23 protein-coding genes are annotated in these 19,037 nt (G+C 72.0%); 8 read left to right on the top strand and 15 right to left on the bottom strand.

All coding sequences use genetic code 11. The features are described from left to right. Positions 1–132: 132 nt before the first annotated feature. Positions 133–1,257, top strand: coding sequence for a carboxylate-amine ligase (locus ACZ6C1_RS07825; protein ID WP_469238854.1), 1,125 nt, complete (start codon positions 133–135; stop codon positions 1,255–1,257). Here the strand turns inward: ACZ6C1_RS07825 and ACZ6C1_RS07820 are convergent. After that, positions 1,244–1,987, bottom strand: coding sequence for a 2OG-Fe dioxygenase family protein (locus ACZ6C1_RS07820; protein ID WP_469238853.1), 744 nt, complete (start codon positions 1,985–1,987; stop codon positions 1,244–1,246). The genes ACZ6C1_RS07825 and ACZ6C1_RS07820 overlap by 14 nt on opposite strands. A 371-nt stretch (positions 1,988–2,358) precedes the next feature. Between ACZ6C1_RS07820 and ACZ6C1_RS07815 the strand changes: the two genes are divergently transcribed. From ACZ6C1_RS07815 to ACZ6C1_RS07800, 4 genes are read left to right on the top strand one after another with little or no spacing between them, the layout of a single operon-like run. Further along, entirely contained in the window at positions 2,359–3,192 is an 834-nt protein-coding gene (locus tag ACZ6C1_RS07815) for a M55 family metallopeptidase (protein WP_469238852.1), read from the top strand. Then, entirely contained in the window at positions 3,185–4,525 is a 1,341-nt protein-coding gene (locus ACZ6C1_RS07810) for a M20/M25/M40 family metallo-hydrolase (protein WP_469238851.1), read from the top strand. Before ACZ6C1_RS07815 ends, ACZ6C1_RS07810 begins: the two co-directional genes overlap by 8 nt. Before the next feature lie 12 nt (positions 4,526–4,537). Beyond that, entirely contained in the window at positions 4,538–6,520 is a 1,983-nt protein-coding gene (locus tag ACZ6C1_RS07805) for a prolyl oligopeptidase family serine peptidase (protein ID WP_469238850.1), read from the top strand. After that, entirely contained in the window at positions 6,517–7,449 is a 933-nt protein-coding gene (locus tag ACZ6C1_RS07800; protein ID WP_469238849.1) for a S66 peptidase family protein, read from the top strand. Before ACZ6C1_RS07805 ends, ACZ6C1_RS07800 begins: the two co-directional genes overlap by 4 nt. A gap of 105 nt (positions 7,450–7,554) precedes the next feature. On the opposite strand, the gene ACZ6C1_RS07795 is transcribed toward ACZ6C1_RS07800, so the two are convergent. Both ACZ6C1_RS07795 and ACZ6C1_RS07790 read right to left on the bottom strand, forming a co-directional pair. Then, positions 7,555–8,640, bottom strand: coding sequence for an adenosine deaminase (locus ACZ6C1_RS07795; RefSeq protein ID WP_469238848.1), 1,086 nt, complete (start codon positions 8,638–8,640; stop codon positions 7,555–7,557). Between the two features lie 133 nt (positions 8,641–8,773). Beyond that, positions 8,774–9,535 (bottom strand): GntR family transcriptional regulator, encoded by a 762-nt coding sequence (locus tag ACZ6C1_RS07790; RefSeq protein WP_469238847.1) that lies wholly within the window; start codon positions 9,533–9,535, stop codon positions 8,774–8,776. A 229-nt stretch (positions 9,536–9,764) separates the two neighbouring features. On the opposite strand from ACZ6C1_RS07790, the gene ACZ6C1_RS07785 reads away from it, so the two are divergent. The 3 genes from ACZ6C1_RS07785 (at position 9,765) to ACZ6C1_RS07775 (ending at position 12,291) form a co-directional block, all read left to right on the top strand. Further along, complete coding sequence (locus tag ACZ6C1_RS07785) at positions 9,765–11,225, top strand: MFS transporter (RefSeq protein ID WP_469238846.1); 1,461 nt, start codon at positions 9,765–9,767, stop codon at positions 11,223–11,225. A 114-nt stretch (positions 11,226–11,339) separates the two neighbouring features. Beyond that, positions 11,340–11,711 carry a hypothetical protein gene (locus tag ACZ6C1_RS07780; protein WP_469238845.1) on the top strand — a complete coding sequence of 124 codons (372 nt, stop codon included), beginning with the start codon at positions 11,340–11,342 and terminating at the stop codon, positions 11,709–11,711. 4 nt (positions 11,712–11,715) lie between these two features. After that, complete coding sequence (locus tag ACZ6C1_RS07775) at positions 11,716–12,291, top strand: GNAT family N-acetyltransferase (protein WP_469238844.1); 576 nt, start codon at positions 11,716–11,718, stop codon at positions 12,289–12,291. Positions 12,292–12,372: 81 nt separating this feature from the next. Here ACZ6C1_RS07775 and ACZ6C1_RS07770 read toward each other — a convergent pair whose 3' ends face one another. From ACZ6C1_RS07770 to ACZ6C1_RS07715, 12 genes are all read right to left on the bottom strand, one after another. Continuing rightward, on the bottom strand, positions 12,373–12,546 hold the full coding sequence (locus ACZ6C1_RS07770; RefSeq protein ID WP_469238843.1) for a CsbD family protein: 174 nt from the start codon (positions 12,544–12,546) through the stop codon (positions 12,373–12,375). A gap of 152 nt (positions 12,547–12,698) precedes the next feature. Then, the gene (locus tag ACZ6C1_RS07765; RefSeq protein ID WP_469238842.1) at positions 12,699–13,121 is read right to left on the bottom strand and encodes a gas vesicle protein K; all 423 of its coding nucleotides are present in this window, start codon (positions 13,119–13,121) and stop codon (positions 12,699–12,701) included. Next, the gene (locus tag ACZ6C1_RS07760) at positions 13,111–13,377 is read right to left on the bottom strand and encodes a gas vesicle protein (protein WP_469239088.1); all 267 of its coding nucleotides are present in this window, start codon (positions 13,375–13,377) and stop codon (positions 13,111–13,113) included. Before ACZ6C1_RS07760 ends, ACZ6C1_RS07765 begins: the two co-directional genes overlap by 11 nt. 2 nt (positions 13,378–13,379) lie before the next feature. Continuing rightward, entirely contained in the window at positions 13,380–14,204 is an 825-nt protein-coding gene (locus ACZ6C1_RS07755) for a GvpL/GvpF family gas vesicle protein (protein WP_469238841.1), read from the bottom strand. Further along, positions 14,201–14,671 carry a gas vesicle protein gene (locus ACZ6C1_RS07750; protein WP_469238840.1) on the bottom strand — a complete coding sequence of 157 codons (471 nt, stop codon included), beginning with the start codon at positions 14,669–14,671 and terminating at the stop codon, positions 14,201–14,203. The genes ACZ6C1_RS07755 and ACZ6C1_RS07750 overlap by 4 nt, the downstream gene beginning before the upstream one ends. Before the next feature lie 27 nt (positions 14,672–14,698). After that, positions 14,699–15,913, bottom strand: coding sequence for an SRPBCC family protein (locus ACZ6C1_RS07745; protein WP_469238839.1), 1,215 nt, complete (start codon positions 15,911–15,913; stop codon positions 14,699–14,701). After that, a complete protein-coding gene (locus ACZ6C1_RS07740; protein ID WP_469238838.1) occupies positions 15,910–16,551 on the bottom strand; it encodes a hypothetical protein in 642 nt (213 codons plus the stop codon). Before ACZ6C1_RS07740 ends, ACZ6C1_RS07745 begins: the two co-directional genes overlap by 4 nt. A gap of 22 nt (positions 16,552–16,573) precedes the next feature. Continuing rightward, positions 16,574–16,825, bottom strand: coding sequence for a gas vesicle protein GvpG (locus ACZ6C1_RS07735; RefSeq protein ID WP_469238837.1), 252 nt, complete (start codon positions 16,823–16,825; stop codon positions 16,574–16,576). A gap of 14 nt (positions 16,826–16,839) precedes the next feature. Next, positions 16,840–17,553, bottom strand: coding sequence for a GvpL/GvpF family gas vesicle protein (locus tag ACZ6C1_RS07730; protein WP_469238836.1), 714 nt, complete (start codon positions 17,551–17,553; stop codon positions 16,840–16,842). A 6-nt stretch (positions 17,554–17,559) separates the two neighbouring features. Next, the gene (locus tag ACZ6C1_RS07725) at positions 17,560–18,015 is read right to left on the bottom strand and encodes a gas vesicle structural protein GvpA (protein ID WP_469238835.1); all 456 of its coding nucleotides are present in this window, start codon (positions 18,013–18,015) and stop codon (positions 17,560–17,562) included. A gap of 44 nt (positions 18,016–18,059) precedes the next feature. Then, complete coding sequence (locus tag ACZ6C1_RS07720) at positions 18,060–18,389, bottom strand: gas vesicle protein GvpO (protein WP_469238834.1); 330 nt, start codon at positions 18,387–18,389, stop codon at positions 18,060–18,062. 96 nt (positions 18,390–18,485) lie between these two features. Further along, the gene (locus tag ACZ6C1_RS07715; protein WP_469238832.1) at positions 18,486–18,833 is read right to left on the bottom strand and encodes a VOC family protein; all 348 of its coding nucleotides are present in this window, start codon (positions 18,831–18,833) and stop codon (positions 18,486–18,488) included. Positions 18,834–19,037 lie beyond the last annotated feature (204 nt).

Raw genomic sequence — 19,037 nt, 5'->3', positions numbered from 1 at the left:
GTCCCGAGTGGCACTGCCGTTCGGTGCGGCGCCGCCGTTCCGTGCGGCGCCGCTCTCCCATACGGCGCCGCCGTTCCGACCGGCGCCGCCGTTCCACGCGACACGGCCCCTCCGACGCGTGATGCTGAAGCGGTGAACGGTTGGGAGAACAACGCGCCGCCCACGCTCGGAGTCGAGGAGGAGTACTTCCTCGTCCACCCCGTCACCCGTGCCGTGGAACCGGCCGGTGCGCAGGTCGTGGCCCGGGCCTCCGCCACGGTCGGAGACCTCGTGTCGGGCGAGTTCACCGAGTACCAGATCGAGGGGAAGACCCCTCCGTGCCCGGGGACCGAGGAGCTGCGCAAGGAGCTGCACCGGGTGCGGGCGGCGGCCGTGGCGGCCACGCGTGCCGAGGGCCTGCGCCTCTGCGCGTCCGGTACGCCGGTCCTCGGCGTCTCCCGCAGGGCCGACATCGGCGACCACCCCCGCTACCGCGCCGGGGCCGACCAGTACCGCGCCATGCTCGACGACTTCGCCATCAGCGCCTGCCACGTCCATGTGCACCTGCCGGACAAGGAACTCGCCGTCCTGGTGGGTAACCACCTCCGGCCGTGGCTGCCCCTCCTCGTGGCGCTGAGCGCGAATTCGCCGTTCCACGAGGGGCACGACACGGGTTACGCCAGTTGGCGGTCCGTCATCAGGAGCCGCTTCCCGTGCCTGGGGCCACCGCCGTACGCGGAGTCGCTGGACGAGCACGAGCGGCTCGCCACCGCCATGGCCGACTCGGAGGCGATGCTGGAGCCCGGCATGCCGTTCTGGGACCTCCGGCCCAACCCGCGCCTGCCGACGCTGGAGGTCCGCTCCATGGACGTCCTCGCCGACATCGACGACACGGTCGCCCTGGCGGCACTGATCAGGGCCCTCGTGGTGACGGCCGCGGACCAGGTCGTACGCGGTGATCCGGGGCCTCGCGGGTGCGCCGAACTGCTGCGCGCCGCCTACTGGCGCGCCGCCCGGGACGGCTGGCCCGGCAGCGGGGTGGACGCCCTGAGCGGGCGCGTCATGACCGCCCCGGAGCAGGCGGAGCGGCTCGTACGGCATGTGCGGCCGGTGCTGGAGGCGTACGGGGACATGGGCGAGGTGTCGGCGTTCCTGCGGCGGCTCGCGGCCCGGGGGACCGGCGCCGAACGGCAGCGCGCCTGGGCCCGCGGCGAGACGGGGCCGGCCGGGGTGGTGGACGCCCTGGTGCGCGCCACCGACTGCGTCAGCGTGCGGTGAGGGTGGTGACCAGGACGTCCCGGTGGGCGGGCCTGGTGGGGTCGAGGGGTCGGACCGGCGACACGCCGTGCAGGGTCGAGCGGTCGTCGCCCAGGAGCAGGGTTCCCCGCTCGGCGAGCGTGGTCGTCAGCAGTTCCCCGCCGTCCGGGCCGTACACGGAGCTCTCGCCGCCGGTGGCGTTCTCCCTGCCGATCAGCAGGGACGTCACCAGGGTGACCCCGTCACGGTGCCTCCCCTCCGGGGTGGGAGCGCCCTGGCTGTCGTCCGAGGCGACGACCCGGAAGGGATGGACCTTCACGCTCCATTCGGCCGCGTCGACCAGGCAGCCCGCCACGTCGCCCAGCATCCTCAGCAGCGGTGTCAGCAGCGGATCGGTGACGAAGGCGTCGGTCAGCGGCTCGAAGTGCCGGTCCACGTCGACGTAGAGCGGGTTGGTGTCCTCCGGCTGTACGAAGGCGAGGTGCGGCAGCAGGGTCAGCTCCCCGGTACGGGAGAGGGTGAAGTGCCCGTAACGGCGCAGCCGGCGTGTTCCCCGCTCGGCTGCGTACGCGTCCGGGGCCAGGTCCTCCCAGTGGGCGGCGAAGGCTGCCCAGTCGTGTTCGTCCGCCCCGACACACTCCGAGACGGCCGCCGGTGGCATCACGTACGCGCCCCTCGACAGCAGCGCCTCGTGGGCGGTGGCGACCGGGGCGGTGTGCGTCGCGGTCCTGTCATTGGCCAGGTCGTCCATGGATCCATGGTCCGGTGGCGACGGAAAGTCCGCATCCGGCGGTACGCCCCCGCCTGCGTCCGGTGCACGTCCGGCCCGCGCCGATGTGCGTCCGGCCCGCGCCCCGGCCCCCGTCCGGCTGGTTACCGGTCCGCGCCCCGCCCGCGCCCCTGCCCGCGCCGGTGTGCGTCCGGGGCGTCCGGCGGTACGTCCGACCCGGCTACGGGGCGCATGCGGCGTACATCCGGCGCACGGTCGGCGCGCACCCGGCGCACGGTCGCACGTGGCCCGCCGTGGCGCCCCCGCGCCGACCGGCGGACGGCGGCCGGCCCCGGCCGACAGTTATCCACAGGCCTGGGCAGGCGGGGCAGATCCGCGTACGGTTTCGAGGCATGAAGATCCTTGTCAGCGCCGACATGGAAGGCGCCACCGGTGTGACCTGGCCGGCCGACGTGCTGCCCGGCACCCCCCAGTGGGAGCGGTGCCGGTCCCTGTTCACGTCCGACGTGAACGCGGCTGTGCTGGGCTTCCTCGACGGCGGCGCGGACGAGGTTCTCATCAACGAAGCGCACTGGACCATGCGCAACCTGCTGCTGGAACAGCTCGACGAGCGCGCCGAGATGCTCACCGGCCGGCACAAGTCCCTCTCCATGGTGGAAGGCGTCCAGCGCGGCGACGTGGACGGCATCGCGTTCGTCGGGTACCACACGGGCGCGGGCAGCGAAGGGGTCCTCGCCCACACCTATCTCGCCAACTCCATCACCGGCGTCTGGCTCAACGGGGTGCGGGCGAGCGAGGGCATGCTCAACGCCCATGTCGTCGCCGAGTACGGAGTTCCCGTCATCCTCGTCACCGGCGACGACCTGACCTGCGAGGACGCCCTCGCGTACGCCCCGGAGGCGCGCAAGGTCGCCGTGAAGGACTACGTGTCCCGCTACGCGGCGGTGTGCCGCACCCCCACCCGGACGGCCGCCGACATCCGCGCCGCAGCCAAGGACGCGACCGCTCTCGCCGTACGGTACGAACCGGTGCGCGGCGGGCCGTTCACCGTGGAGCTGGAGTTCGACGCGGAGCATCTCGCGGCGGCCGCCACCGTCGTGCCGGGCGTGGCGACCAGCGGGGAACGCCGCGTGGCGTACACCAGCGAGACGATGTACGAGGCCATTCGCGCCTTCAAGGCGGTCACCACGATCGTCTCGGCCGCAGTGGAGGAGCAGTATGGCTGACGTGACGACACCGTTCGACACGGACTCGCAGGCGCTCGACGAGGTGGTGACCTTCACCTCCGAGCTCATCCGCATCGACACCACCAACCACGGCAGCGGCGACTGCCGAGAGCGGCCCGCCGCCGAGTACGTGGCCGAGCGGCTCACCGAGGCCGGACTGGAACCGGCACTGCTGGAACGCACACCGGGCCGCACCAATGTCGTCGCGCGCATCGAGGGCACCGACCCCTCCGCCGAAGCGCTGCTCGTCCACGGCCACCTCGACGTCGTACCGGCCGACCCCGACGACTGGGACGTGCACCCCTTCTCCGGGGAGGTGCGCGACGGGCTGGTGTGGGGCCGGGGCGCGGTCGACATGAAGAACATGGACGCGATGATCCTGGCGGTCGTCCGCGAGTGGGCCCGCCACGGCATCCGGCCCCGACGCGACATCGTCATCGCCTACACCGCCGACGAGGAGGCCAGCGCCGCCGACGGCGCCGCCTATCTGGTGCGCCACCACCGCGACCTCTTCGAGGGCTGCACGGAAGGCATCGGAGAGTCCGGCGCCTACACCTTCCACGCCGGACCCGACCTGGAGATCTACCCGATCGGGGCGGGGGAGCGCGGCACCGCCTGGCTCAAGCTGACCGCCGAGGGACGGGCGGGCCACGGCTCGAAGGTCAATCGGGAGAACGCGGTCAGCCGCCTGGCCGAGGCCGTCGCCCGTATCGGCCGGCACGAGTGGCCGGTGCTTCTGACGCCGACCGTGCGTGCCGCGCTCGCCGAACTGGCGGCGCTCCACGGCCTCCAGCCCGACCTCGACGCGGAGGACTTCGACGCCGACGCCCTGATGGCGAAACTCGGCCGTGCCGCCGCCCTCGTCGAGCCGACCGTCCGCAACAGCTCCAACCCGACCATGCTGCACGCCGGTTACAAGGTGAACGTGATCCCCGGCGTCGCCACCGCCCACATCGACGGACGGGTGCTGCCCGGCGCGGACCTCGAGTTCGCCGAGACCATGGACATGTTGACCGGGCCGGACGTCGACTGGGAGTTCCAGCACCAGGAGATCGCCCTCCAGGCGCCCGTCGACTCACCGACGTACGCCAAGCTGCGTGCCGCGCTGGAGCACTTCGAGCCGGACGCACACGTCATCCCGTTCTGCATGTCGGGCGGAACCGACGCCAAGCACTTCGCCCGGCTGGGCATCACCGGCTACGGCTTCTCGCCACTGCGGCTGCCCATCGGTTTCGACTACCAGGCGCTGTTCCACGGCGTCGACGAGCGCGTCCCGGTCGAGGCGCTGCACTTCGGCATCCGCGTCCTCGACCACTACCTGCAAACCGCCTAGGGGGAAATCCGGATGGTGCCCACGGGGGCTTACGGAACATGGCCGTCGCCGATCGACGCGCGTACCGCCGCCGCGCACGACGGGCGTCCCGACTTCGTCGGCGTGGTGGGCGACGAGGTGTGGTGGACCGAGCCGCGGCCCGCCGAGGGCGGCAGACGCGCCCTGGTGCGTCTGCGCCCGGACGGCACCGAGGAACCGGTGCTGCCCGCTCCGTGGAACGTCCGCAGCAGGGTCGTCGAGTACGGCGGCCGGCCGTGGGCCGGGGCCGCGCGGGAGGAGGCCGCCGGGCCGCTCGTCGTCTTCAGCCACTTCCCCGACCAGCGGCTGTACGCGTACGAGCCGGACGGTGACGGCGACCCGACACCACTCACCCCGGTGTCCGGCGTCGGTGGTGGGCTTCGCTGGGTGGACCCGGTCATCCACCTGGACCGGGGCGAGGTGTGGTGCGTCCTGGAGGAGTTCACCGGCCCCGGACCCGGAGACGTACGGCGCCTCATCGCCGCCGTGCCGCTCGACGGATCGGCGGCCAACGACCGGGGCGCCGTGCGGGAACTGACCGACGACCGGCACCGCTTCGTCACAGGGCCGCGCCTCTCGCCGGACGGCGGGCGGGCCGTGTGGCTCGCCTGGGACCACCCGCGGATGCCGTGGGACGGCACGGTCGTGATGACCGGTGACGTCACGGACGGCGGACCGTTCACCGATGTCCGCACGGTCGCCGGCGGCCCGGAGGAGTCGGTCTGCCAGGCCGACTGGGCGCCGGACGGCTCACTGCTGTTCGTCTCCGACGCCTGCGGGTGGTGGGAGCTGCACCGGATGCGGCCGGGCGCGCCGCCGGCCGGCCTGTGCACCGGCCGGTCGGAGGAGTTCGGCGGGCCGCTGTGGAAAATCGGTCTGAAGTGGTTCCAGCCGCTGGACGACGGGACCATCGCCGTCATCCACGGCAAGGGCGCCACCAGCCTCGGCATACTCGACCCTGAGACCGGCCAGGTGGTCGACGCCCCCGGGCCCTGGACCGAGTGGGCCTCCACCCTCGCCGGGCACGGGACGCGCGTCATCGGCGTGGCGGCCAGCCCGCGCAGCGCCTACGAAGTCGTGGAGCTGGACACCAGCACCGGCCGGACACGGGTCGTCGGATCCGCCCATGACGACTCCGTGGACCCGGCGTACTACCCCGAGCCGCAGATCCGCACCTTCACGGGGCCGGACAACCGGGAGATCCACGCCCACATCTACCCGCCGCACAACCCCGACCGGATCGCGCCCGACGACGAACTGCCGCCCTATGTGGTGTGGGCGCACGGCGGCCCCACCGGACACGTCCCGCTCGTCCTGGACCTGGCGATCGCGTACTTCACTTCGCGGGGCATCGGCGTCGCCGAGGTCAATTACGGCGGCTCCACCGGGTACGGCCGGCCCTACCGCGACCGGCTGCGGGAGCAGTGGGGCGTCGTCGACGTCGAGGACTGCGCCGCCGTCGCTGAGGCGCTCGCCGCCGAGGGCACCGCCGACCCGGCCCGGCTCGCGATCCGGGGGGACAGCGCGGGCGGCTGGACCGCCGCGGCGTCGCTGGCCGCCACCGATGTGTACGCCTGCGGCACACTGCTCTACCCGGTCCTCGACCTGACCGGATGGGCGGAGGAGACGCACGACTTCGAGTCCCGTTACCTGGAGTCGCTGATCGGGCCGCCCGAGGACGTCCCCGGCCGCTACCGGGAGCGCGCGCCGCTCGCCCAGGTCGAGCGGATCACCTCGCCGTTCCTCCTGCTGCAGGGGCTCGACGACGTGATCTGCCCGCCCGCGCAGAGCGAGCGGTTCCTGGCGGCGATGGCGGGGCGCGGCATCCCGCACGCCTACATCGCCTTCGAAGGGGAGGGGCACGGCTTCCGGCGGGCCGACACCGTGGTGCGGGCGCTGGAGGCGGAACTCTCCCTGTACGTCCAGGTGTTCGGCATCACCCGGCTCGACGTTCCGCCGCTGGAGCTGAGGAAGTGACCCTCACGCCCCTGACGAGGCCCGAGCGCCTGCGGCCGGGTGACCGGGTGGCGGTCGTGTCGCCGAGCGGCCCCGTTCCCGAGGACCGCCTACGGGCCGGGCTGGACGTCCTGCGCGGCTGGGGGCTCGACCCGCTGGTGATGCCGCACGTCCTGGACGTGCACCCGGAGCTGCCGTATCTCGCCGGAGCGGACGAGGACCGCGCCCGCGACCTCACCCGGGCGTGGTGCGACCCGTCCGTCTCCGCGGTCATGTGCGCCCGCGGCGGGTACGGGGCGCAGCGCATGGTCGACCTGCTCGACTGGCCGGCGATGAGGGCTGCCGGGCCCAAGGTGTTCATCGGCTACAGCGATGTGACGGCGCTGCACGAGGCGTTCGCCGTACGGATGGGGCTGGCCACGCTGCACGGGCCGATGGCGGGGGCGGTCACGTTCCTGAAGGACGCCCCCACTCAGGAGTCGCTGAGGGCCACGCTCTTCGAGCCCGAGTCGGTCCGCGTTCTTGGCCTGGGCGGCGCCGGTCCGGTGGTCCCCGGGCGGGCCCGGGGTGTCACCCTCGGCGGCTGCCTGGCGCTGCTCGCCGCCGAGCTCGCCACCCCGCACGCCCGCTCGTCCCTGCGCGGCGGTCTGCTCCTGCTGGAGGACGTCGGCGAGGAGCCGTACCGCCTCGACCGCATCCTCACCCAACTCCTGCGGGCCGGCAGGTTGGAGGGCGTCAGCGGCATCGCCCTCGGCTCCTGGGAGGAGTGCGGCCCGTACGCCGAGGTCCGCGCCACCCTCCTGGACCGGCTGGCCCCCCTCGGCGTACCGGTCGTCGAACAACTGGGCTTCGGCCACAGCCCGACCGCCCTGACCATGCCCCTCGGTGTCCTCGCCACCCTGGACGCGGACGCCGGCACCGTGACCCTGGACGAGCCCGCCCTGCGCTGACCACGGCACCAGCGCTGACAGAGGCTCCAGCGCCAACGAGAGCAAGGGCGTACGGCACACCGGTGTGCTCCTGCTTCCCGCCCCCGGCGGGAAGCAGGGCCGGGGCTACCGCGTCAGGGCGGCGTAACCCGGGCGGACGACCTCGTCGATGATCCGGCGGCGCTCGGGCAGCGGCAGGAACGCGGCCTCGACGGCGGCGACCGTGAACTCCTCGAACACCTCGGGGCCGTAGCCGAAGGCGTCCACCATGTGCTGGAACTCCTGGCTCATGGTGGTGCCGGACACCAGACGGTTGTCGGTGTTCAGAGTGATGCGGAAGCCGAGGCGGCGCAGCTGGTCGATCGGGTGGGTCGCGTAGTCCTTGGCGGCGCCCGTCTGGAGGTTGGAGGTCGGGCAGACCTCCAGCGCGATGCCGTTGTCACGGACATACGCGGCCAGGTGGCCGAGCGTGCCGTCCTCGGCGATGTCGTCGGTGATCCTCACGCCGTGGCCGATCCGCTCGGCGCCACAGACCTGGACGGCCTCGTGGATCGACTCGGCGCCGACGGCCTCGCCCGCGTGGATGGTGAAGTGGCAGTTGTGCCGCTTGAGGTGCTGGAAGGCCGGGAGGTGGCGGGCCGGCGGGTTGCCGATCTCACCGCCCGCGATGTCGAATCCGGCCACGCCGCGCTCGCGGTGGGCGACGGTCAGCTCGGCTATCTCCAGCGAACGGTCCGTGTGGCGCATCCCGGTGAGCAGCGTGCCGACGGTGATCCGCCCGCCGGCGCGGCGCTCGCCCTCGCGGAAGCCGTCGTTCACTGCCTCGACGACCTCGTCGAGGGTCAGCCCTGCCGCCAGGTGCTGCTCGGGGGCGTAGCGCACCTCGGCGTAGACGACACCGTCCGCCGCCAGGTCCTCGGCGCACTCGGCCGCGACGCGGAACAGCGCCTCGCGGGTCTGCATCACCGCGCAGGTGTGGGCGAACGTCTCCAGGTAGCGCTCCAGCGAGCCCGAGTCGGCGGCGTCGCGGAACCACTCGCCGAGCGCGGCCGGGTCCTGGGTCGGCAGGCCGGTGTAGCCGCACTCGCGGGCCAGCTCGATGATCGTGGCGGGACGGAGGCCACCGTCCAGGTGGTCGTGGAGGACCGCCTTGGGGGCGCGGCGGATCCAGTCGGCGGCAGGGGCGGCGGAGACGTTGTCAGACAAGTGCATGGTGCGGGAGTGTACGTGACGCCGTAGGGCGGCGCCGTGACGCAGCCGACAGCGCGGGGCCGGCGCCCTCGGAGCGGCCACCGGGCCGGCGCCGCGGAGCCGCACCGGCGGGCGCCCCGGGGCCGATGGCGGGTCAGTTCGACTGGAGGACCGGGAGGGCCGCCGCGCCCGTGGGGAGCATGTGCTTGGCCGCCAGGACCGGGGTGTCCCCGGCGCGGACGACCTGGGTGATCAGTACGGCGGGGGTGTCGGCCGGCCGGCCGAGCTGTTCGCCGCGCCGCTGCCCCACCAGCGTCGCCGTCACGCTGCTGTGCGCGCTCAGCGGCACCCCGCGCGAGGCACCGGTCAGGACGGCGAGCATCGATGTGCGCGCGGCGTCCGGCGCACCCGCGGTGGCCTCCAGGGCCCGCGCGAAGGCCGGGTGCGCGGCCTCCAGGACGTCCTCGGCGGCCGCCCACTCCTGGCTGAGCGCCGCCGCCGTACCGTCCGCGGTCAGCAGCGACTCCCAGAACCGCAGCCGGGCGCGGGCGGCTGCGAGCAGGTGCTGGGTGGTGAAGTCCGTCGGTTCCTCGACCGCCCGCAGCAGGGCGCGCACGCGCACGGGAGCACCCGCGCCGATCAGCTCCTCCAGGGGCTGGATGTGCTCGAAGCCGCGGCGCGGCGGGCGGTCGGCGACGGTCCGGCCGACCCCGCGGCGTACCGACAGCAGACCGTCCTCCTGGAGGAGCAGCAGCGCCTCGCGCAGGGCGGGGCGGCTCACGCCCAGCTCGGCCGCGAGCCTTGGCTCGGAGGGAAGCGTCGAGCCGGGCGGATAGGTGCCGGCGTGGATGGCGTCGACGATCCGCTCGTACAGCACCACCACCGGTCTCCGCTGCTCCGTGCTGCTGACCACCACTGCCCTCCCTCGATGGACTTGTCTGCAAGTTATGCCCCCGCGGGTTGCCACGGCAATGGCGTTCGGTCTCGATTCAGCGGCACTGAGCTGCGAAAACTCGAAAACTTGACCGTAAGGTATTGACGTTTACGCGCGTAGATTCCAATCTGACTCAGCAGCACTTGTCTGACAAGGGCAAGCGGTGTGCGTTCATCCGTCTCGACATGACATCCAAGGCAAAGGGGCCGACATGTCCATCTCGCTCGGCCGGACACGTTCCGGAGCCGAATCCGACCTCGCGGGCCGCGGCCCCATGCTGCTGGCGATGGTCCTGGCCGTGCTGGGCTACCAGATCAACGCGACCATGCTCAGCCCCGCGCTGCCCGATGTCATCGAACGCCTCGGTACCACCACGGCCGCCGCCGGCCTGTCGCAGACGCTGTTCTTCCTGATGGCCGCCATCGGCCAGGTCACGCTGGCCCGCCTCAGCGACCAGCGCGGGCGCAAGCCGATGATGATCGTCTGCGCGATCGTGCTGATCTTCGGCAACCTGCTCTGCGTCTTCGCGCCCACCATCGAGGTCTTCATCGCCGGCCGCATCCTCCAGGGCATCTCCGCCGCGATGTTCACCCTCGCCTTCCTCACCCTGAACCAGCTGCTCACCCCGGCCGGCTTCGGCAAGGCGGCCGGCATCATCACCGCCGTCAACGGCGGCCTCGCCGGTGTCGACGCCATCGCCGGTGGACAGATCGCCGACACCATCGGCTTCCGCGGCATCTTCGTCTGCTCCACCCTGATCGCCGTCGCCGGTCTGATCGGGGTCCGCCGGTACGTGCCCGACGTCCCGCCCACCACCGGCGCCGACGCCCGCTTCGACTCCCGGGGCATCGCCGCCCTCGCCCTCGGCCTCACCGGCATCCTCGTCGGCCTCGCCCAGGGCGGCGCCTGGGGCTGGACCTCCCTGCTCACCCTCGGCTTCCTGCTCGGCGGCCTGGCCTCCCTCGTCTTCTTCGTCGTCTCGCAGAAGAGCGCCCCCAACCCGGTCATCGACCTCGACGTCCTCGCCTCCCGCCGCGCCTGGCCGCTGCTGCTGACCACCGTCTGCACCCTCGGCGGCGCCTTCGGCGCGATCGCGCTGACCATCCCGCTGTTCTCCCAGGACGCCCGCGTCGGCCTCGGTCTGAGCGCCGTCACCGCCGCGATCCTCTTCCTCACCCCGATCCAGCTGATCGGTGTGATCTCGGCACCGCTGACCGGCCGTCTCGGCCCCAAGGTCGGCTGGCGCAAGATCGTGGTCGTCGGTGCCGTCGCCAACTTCGCGATCTTCGTCTTCGCCACGCTCTTCCTGCACAGCGAGTGGATCCTGGTCACCGCGCTCGCCGCGCTCGGTGTCACGTACGGCGGTTTCATGCTCACCGGCCTCAACGGCCTCGCCGTCACCACCGCGCCCAAGGACAAGCCCGGGTCGCTCTCCGGCCTCAACGGCGCCTGCTTCGGGATCGGCGCGTCCCTCGGTATCGCCCTCGCCTCCGCCATGATCAGCGCGGGCAGCGACGCCCAGGGCGTCACCGAGGCCGGCTACCAGCACGCGATGTACACCGCCCTCGCCCTGCTCGGCATCGGTGTCGTCACCGCGCTGCTCATCCAGCGCCCCGACCCGGCCGACACCGCGGACGCCGACGAGCCGCAGCTGGTCGTCACCCACCACTGATCGCCGCTACCCACTGATCACCCGTACGGCTCGTCCCACCGCCCCCGCGCGACCAGGATCTGCACATCCTGGTTGCCGGGGGCGGCAGGCGTTCTTCCACCTCAGGAGGCGACAGTGAGACGTGCGGCCACGGTGACGGCGGGGATGGCCCTGGCTCTGACGGCGATGGGCGGGACGGTGCTGGGCGGGACGGCGACGGCGGCGGCCGCCGGCCCACCGCTGCCGGACTTCACCGGCAGAGGGCTCATGACCGTCTTCACCACCATGGATTACCGCACCAAGGTCGAGGTGCGCGACGCCAGCGGCTACGACCGTACGGTGCTCTGGCCGTCGAACTGGAAGGTCTGCTCCCAGCACCCCGCCCCCGGCACGGACCTCGACGGCCGCACACTCTCCGTGAACGTGATGAAGAAGGGCGAGCAGTGCCCGCGGAGGAGCCGGGCGGCCCGCCCGGAGCACACCCCGCCGACGCCCTCGCTACCCTGACCCGATGTCCGAGAACGCCGCCCGACCCCCCTACCTCGCTCAGGGCCCGCGCGTAGGCATCCGCCACTTCACCGACGAGGACGCCGACGAGTTCACCGCGCGGGCGCGCGAGAGCAGGGACCTGCACCGGCCATGGCTCTTCCCGCCGGAGACCGCCCAGGCCTACGCCGCCTACGCGCGTCCCCGCATCGAGAGCCCGGCCACCGAGCCCCTCCTGGTCTGCGAGCGGGGGGCGGGCGGCGCGATCGCCGGGTACATCAACATCAACAACATCGTCCGCGGCGGCTTCCTCAGCGGCACCCTCGGCTACGGCGCCTTCACCCATGCGGCCGGGCGCGGCCTGATGAGCGAAGGGCTCGGCCTCGTCCTCCGTCATGCCTTCGGCCCGCTCGGCCTGCACCGGCTGGAGGCCAACGTCCAGCCGCTCAACCACGCCTCGATCGCCCTCGTGCGCCGTGTTGGCTTCCGGCTGGAGGGCTTCTCCCCGGCGTTCATCTTCGTCGACGGCGCCTGGCGCGACCACGAACGCTGGGCGATCACGTCCGACATGGTGGCCGTCGACGCCCCCTCCGGGTACTGAGTCCCGGCCTGTGTGACGTGTCGCGGCCGACGGGCGACCGTGTCACCCGCCGGCCGCCGAACCGCCGGTCGAAAACCGCTGTCAGTGCTTGAACGTGTCCTTGCCCTTCTCCACCGTCTGCTTGGCGTCGCTCTTCATCTGTTCGGCGCGCCCCTTCGCCTCGAGGCTCTCGTTGCCGACCGCCCGTCCGGTGGCCTCCTTGGCCTTGCCCTTGGTGGTCCGCGCAACGTTCTTGGCCTTCTTGCCCGTGGCCATGTGCGTCACCTCCCGGGCGGTCGCGCGCAACGGCGGGGCGCCGCCGCGGAACACGCCCCATGACCGCCCTCTACCCGGAGGGTGGCGAATCAAGCGGATAAACGGCACAAACTGTAGGTATGTACAGCTGGTTTGTACGGCTATGTGTACGGCTAAGAGGGCTCGATGGGCGGAAGCAACGTTCCCAGCGGGCCGAGATCCAGGTTGAGGTCCTCCATGGTGAGGCCGTACCGCGCGCACAGAACGGTCATCCGCTCGTGCAGAAGCATCAGCGTCGCCCCGAGGCGCTCTTCCTCCTCCTCGGTGAGGTCCCCGGCGTCCACCCGGTGCAGGGCCTGCCGCTCCATGAGCTGCCGCAGCAGTTCGACCAGGGTCAGCACCAGCTTCATCAGGTCCCGCTCCACCGTGTCCGGGTCGGCGTTGATCCGCCGCGCCGGATGCTGCTGCCGGGTGCCTCCGGGGCGGGGAAGCTCGCCGGGGGCGGCCGGCAGCAGCCGGAAGGCGCGGGCGGCCGCGTCGGCGACCTCCTGGTAGCGGTCGGCGAACTCCCCGTAGCGGTCCGCGTCAGGCGACATGGCGGTCCCGCGCGGCGGTGGTACCGGCACCGCCCCAGGGGGCGGGGTTCTCGGCACTGATGGACACGATCAGCGCGCGCAACGAGATCCGTACGAGGTCGATGTCGGCGATCGACAGGACGACATCGCCCGTGAGGACGACACCCCCGGTCAGCAGGCGGTCCAGCAGGTCGATCAGGGCGACCTGGCGCTGCGGCAGGTCGGGGGAGGGGGAGCCGGCGGAGGGGGAGCCGGGCTCCGGGGGCGGGACGTCCATGGTCATCCCGAGGTCGCCCCCTCCGGGTCGGGTTCCGTCGCCGCGCCCGTGGCGAACGAGTAGGGCGCCCACGGCCCGGTGATCTCCACCCGCACCGGCACCCCGCCTCCGGCCGCCCCCCGGACCGCCGCCAGGAAGGCCTCGGACCTCGCGGACGGCACCAGGTATGCGTCATTGCTGACGTTCTCGGACGAGCCGCGCGCCAGCGGGCCCTGCTGCACCCGGTGCCGCACGTGGTCGACGGCATGGGCGCGGGCCGCCTCGTGGATGCGCCGCGCGGCGTCGGCGGCCGCCCGGTGCGCCTCGTCCCTGGCGCTGCGTTCCTGCCGGCGGCCGCGCAGGTAGGCCCGCCCAGGGCTCAGCGACGGCGCCTCCCCGGAGTCGCCGCCCGCCCCGCCCGCGGGCGGGACCGCCGCCGCCGAGGGCTCCGCGTAGATCTTGACCCCCCACTCGACGTGGCCGGCGAGCCGGGAGAGGCGGGAGCGGAACGCGGCGCCACCGGCCAGGAGCATGGCCCGCACGCCCTCGTCGTCCCGGTAGATGGTCGCCAGACGCAGCGGGAGAACGGTGACGCCGGCCGCCACGGCGTCGACGACCCCGTGGTGGGCCCGGGCGACGGCCTCCAGCCAGTCCAGGTCCTCGAGGTGGGCCGCCAGCGGCCGCTCCTCGAAGTCGGCGGCGGGCACGCTGCTCACGACCGCCGCCACGTCCTCCCGCGACACGACGCGCACCGGCGCGCCGGCGACGCCCCGGAGGTCCCGCACCGCGTCGTCCAGGACCGGTGCCGCCTCCGCGACGCCGTACAGGTAGGTGACGTGCCCGGTCATCGGTCGTCCTCGGGGGGCCGCCGGCGGCCGGGAGCCGGGCGGGACGACGTACGCCGCCGGCCCTCCGCCGGTTCATCGGCCCGGCGCCGGCGCTCCGCCGGTTCATCGGCGCGCTCGGCCCGGTCCAGAGCACGGGTGCCGCGCAGGGTCTCGATCTCCTCCCGCAGGCGCCGGTTCTCCTCCGCCAGGCTGGGACGGTCATCGGCCCTGGACGACAGCGACGGGTCGTGTTCCCACCAGTCGATGCCCATCTCCTTCGCCTTGTCCACCGAAGCCACCAGCAGCCGCAGCTTGATGGTCAGCAGTTCGATGTCGAGGAGGTTGATCTGGATGTCGCCGGCGATGACGATGCCCTTGTCGAGTACGCGTTCCAGGATGTCGGCGAGATTCGCCGACGAGCCCTGACCGTACGAGGGCGCCGCCCGGGACGGGAACGAGCCGAGACTGTTGGAGACGGGTTCGGACACGGTCGGTCGACCTCGATTCGGCGTCGGTCAGCCCCGGGCGCCGGCCCGGCGGCGTGGGCGTTCCTCTTCGTAGGTCCCTTCGTCCTCCCCGTCGTCCCAGCCGTCTTCCTCGTTCTGCCGGGTCTCGTCGTCCTCCTCGTCCCAGTCGTCCTCGTCCTCCTCGTCCGCGTCGTGCTCCCGCTCGTAGCCCTCGTCGTCGTCCTCGTACCGGTCGCGACGGCTCCGGCCCTTCGAGGGACCCCGGTCCTCGTCCTCGTCCCGGTCCTCGTCCCCGTCTTCCTCGTAGTCGCCTTCCTGGTGGTATCCGTCCTCGTCCCGGTCCTCGTCCTCACCACCCTCGTCTCCGTCCTCCCCCTCCTGGTCCTTCTTCTCCTCCTCTTCCTTCACGGCCTCGTCGTGGTCACGGACCACCTCGCCGTCGCGGATCTCGCCGCGCCAGCCCTCGGCGGGCTCACCCTGCATCGTGACGAACTTGCGGAACAGCTTCAGGTCCAGGCGGGCGCGCCTGCCCTGCGCGCGCCAGATGTTGCCGGTCTTCTCGAACAGGCCCTTGGGGAAGTACTCCAGGACCAGCAGCACCTTGGTGAGGTTGTCGTCCAGGGAGTGGAAGGTCACCACACCCTTCGTGGTGCCCTTGGGGCCCTCCGAGGTCCAGGCGATGCGCTCGTCGGCGACCTGCTCGACCACCTTCGCCTTCCAGCTGCGATTGGACTTGGCGACCTTCGTCTGCCAGGAGGTCGTGGTCTCGTCGTCCTGTTCGACGTTCACCACGCCCTTGGCGAAGCGCGAGAACTCCTGGTACTGCGTCCACTGGTCGTACGCCTGGCGCACGGGGACGCCCACGTCGACGTCCTCGATGATGACGACGCTCTTCCCGCGCGTTTCCCCCTTGCCGCCCTTGCCTCCCTTTCCAGTGATCTTGCCGACCAGTCCGGAGACCTTGTCCTTCACGCCTCCGACCGCGTGGTGGAGCGCCATCGACCTCGCGGCGCTGCCGGGCGATTTGCCCTTCCCCAGTGCCTCACCGCCCTTGGCGAGCGTGCCGAGGGCACCGCCCAGGGAATTGCCCGGGTCGCCCAGCTGCTTCGTGGCCTCCCCGAGGCGCTCGCCCAGCGAGCTGACCGCCCGCTCGGCACGGGCCTCCAGGTAACCGCGCAGCTCTTCCTTGAGCCGGTCGGTCGCACCGGCCGCCATGTCCTTGCCGTTACCGGCCGCCATGTCCTTGCCGTTGCCGTCGGTCATGCCCGTGACCTCCTCGCCGTGCTCGTGGCCTTCTTCTCGCGCGCGGCGCCGGCTTCCTTGTCCGAGGACGTACGGCGTGGCCGGTCCGACCTGGCCTTCGTCGATCGCTTCCGCGGCTTCGGGCGCTCTTCCTCCTCGGCGTCCCCGTCCCCGTCCTCGTCCTCGTGCCGGTCCTCGTCCTCGCCCTTCTGCTGGTCCTCGTCCTCCTGCTGGTCCTCGTCCTCCTGCCGGTCTTCGTCCTCGGGGCCCTCCTCGGCCTTGCTCCTGCCCTTGCCCTTGCTCTTGCTCTCGCCCTTGTCCTTGCCGGTGTCCTCGCCTTCCTCGCCTTCCTCGCCCGTCGCGGAGGGCAGGTCTTCGCGGAGGCCGGCGGTCCGTGAGTGCAGCGAGTCGGCCAGCCGGTCGGCCCGGGCGGCGACGGCCGTGGCCGCGGCCTCCTTGCCGGCCGTGACGAGTTCGTTGCGGATCTGCTTGCCGAGCGCGTCGATGGCCGGCGATCCGGTGACCGCCGAAGTGATCTCCTTGGCGTTGATCTTCTTCCGGAGCATCCACGTCGCCGCGGCGATGGCGAGCTTGCCTTTCTTGGTCCGGCCCAGAACGTATCCGCTCAGCAGCGCCGCACCGGTCGTCGCGTTGTTCATCGGGGGAGGTCCTCCTCGCACATCATGGTTCGCGGCCTTCCCAGAAGCGCTGGATCTCCTCGAGCCGGTCCAGCAGCTCGTCCTCGCGCCGGTCGAAGGTCTCCTGATCGATCCGTCCGGATGTGAGTTCCTGTTCCAGATCCGCGAGCGCCCGCACGACCGGCCGGGCGTCGTAGTACTCCTGTTCCGCGGCTTCGGTGACTCTCTGTACGACCCATCCGACCCCCCGGACGGGGGCGAGAGGGAGGGTGACCAGTTGGGTGAAGAGACCCATGATCCATGCGCCCCCTAGACGAAGCTGTAGGGCGGCAGCGGCCCGTGCAGCCGGAAGGAGAAGTCGTCGCCGTACTCCTCGACGAGGTCCGCCTCCCGTTCCAGGAACGCGTTCTGCCGGGTCCGCTCGACGAGGAAGGAGACGCTCACGAAGTCGTCACCGCCCGCCTCCGACTCCCGGATCTCCCGCGCCAGGGGGCGCAGGGCGTCGATGACGGGGGCGGCCAGGGCCTCCCGGCGGGCGGCGACCTCGGCCGCGACCAGTTCGCCGAGCGAGATCTTCAGGTCCTGCCCCCCGCGCCCGCTGCGAACCTCCTCGTTCATGCGCCGCGCCTCCTCCGACTGCCGCAGTACGTCACGCAGCAGGACGTCCTCGTCGCAGGACGCCTTCAGGTGGAACTCCGCGCAGCCGTCCAGGGCCGTCAGCCGGTCGCGGTAGTTGTCGGCGCGTTCCTTGAGGGCGTCGCGCACCGCGTCGTCGTCGGGCGCGAGGGCGCCGAACCGCAGGGGCAGTACACCCGCCTGTCCCAGGAGTTCCTGCAGCACCGTCTGGTGCGCGAGGACGTCACGGCGCTTCGCCCGCAGGCCGTCGGGGGCGTCACTGACGACGGCGGCGAGATCGCCCTCCGTCACCACACGCAGCTCCTCCGCCGGCTCACCGACACCCGTGACCCCGTCCAGACGCAGGGGATGGGTCGAGGGCGTGATCGCGTACACGTAGACCGCCATGGCTGCTCACTCTTCCCGGCGCCGGGGAGGACGGCGCGGCCGTGACCTCTCCCGCTCCTCTACCGGTTCGGGTTCTTCCTCGTCCTCGTCGTCACGCCCCTTGCGGAACGAGTCGGAGAAGGCCTCCACCGCCCCCGTGAGCGCTCCCTTGCTCTTCCCTTTCGCCCCGCCCTCCGTCATCTCCCCCACCAGTTCGGGCAGCTGCGTCGGGGCCTTGCGCCCGCTTTCGAGGTCGAGCCGGTTGCACGCCTCTGCGAAGCGCAGGTAGGTGTCCACGCTCGCCACCACGATCCGGGCGTCGACCTTGAGGATCTCGATGCCCACCAGCGACACGCGGACGAAGACGTCGATGACGAGTCCGCGGTCGAGGATCAGTTCCAGTACGTCGTACAACGATGATGAGGATCCGCCGCCTCCCCCTCGGGCGACAGGGCCTCCGCCTCCTTGTGGCACCACCGTCATGGTGCCTCCTCTCACGGACGCCTGATCGGCGGTCCGGATAGGCCTCAGGCGCGCCGGTCGATCTGCCCGCGCGTGTAGCGCCGGATTCGTTCGTACGCCATGAGTTCTCCCTCCGCGTCGAGCGTCACCCGGTAGCTGGCCAGCACACTGGTCGTCTCGGGGATCCGCTCGAGCTCGAGCACTTCCACCTCGGCCTCCCATCCGTCATCGGTGGGCCGGAGCGCGGAAATCGACTCCGGGGGCCTGCCCAGCAGCTCTTCCAACTGCTGGGCGGCGGAGCGCATGGCCTTCGGTGCGGACATCCGGCGCGGGCGACCGTCCCCGCCACCGCGGGGTTCGCGTCGTGGTCCGTCGCCCTGTCGTTCCGAAGGCATACCTGATACTCACCTGCCGTCATAACGGACATAGGTGCCATAACACATTGAAGCAATCATATAGGACGGACGGAAGGTGTCCCGGGTCGAGCGGTGTCAGCGGCGCTGGTCGACGTACTCGAAGACCGATCCGTCGGGGTGGACCGCGATCAGATTGCGGCCCACGGGCGTCGGTACGGGGCCCGCGAGCACCTTCGCGCCCGCCTCGGTGAGGGTGGTGTGGGCGGCGTCCACGTCCTCGACCGCGATCGTCGCCGCCACCTTGCGCAGGATCTCCAGCTCGGGCTCGGGGCCGCTCATCAGCAGGAAGCAGCCGATGGCGGCCACCGACACGCCGCCGCGCTCGAACCGGAGCGCGCGGCTGCCGGTGAGCCGTTCGTAGAAGACCACCGAGGTCTCCAGGTCGTCGACGCAGACGCGCAGCGTGGTGCCGAGGATCTCCATACCGGTGAGGGTAGTTGACGGTGCGGGGGAGCGAGATCCATTCGCCCGCAGTGGTCGGCCGGCGCCGACGGCCGCCCCTGGTCCTGGTCCGTGACCGGCCGATCCGGCTCCTGGTCCGGGTCCGTGACCGGCCGAACCGGCTCCTGGTCCGGGCCCGTGACCGGCCGAACCGGCCCCTCGTCCGGGTCCGTGGCCGGCCGAGCC

The sequence above is a fragment of the Streptomyces sp. NPDC041796 genome, from assembly GCF_055590785.1.
This window is presented reverse-complemented; position numbering and strand designations above follow the sequence as displayed.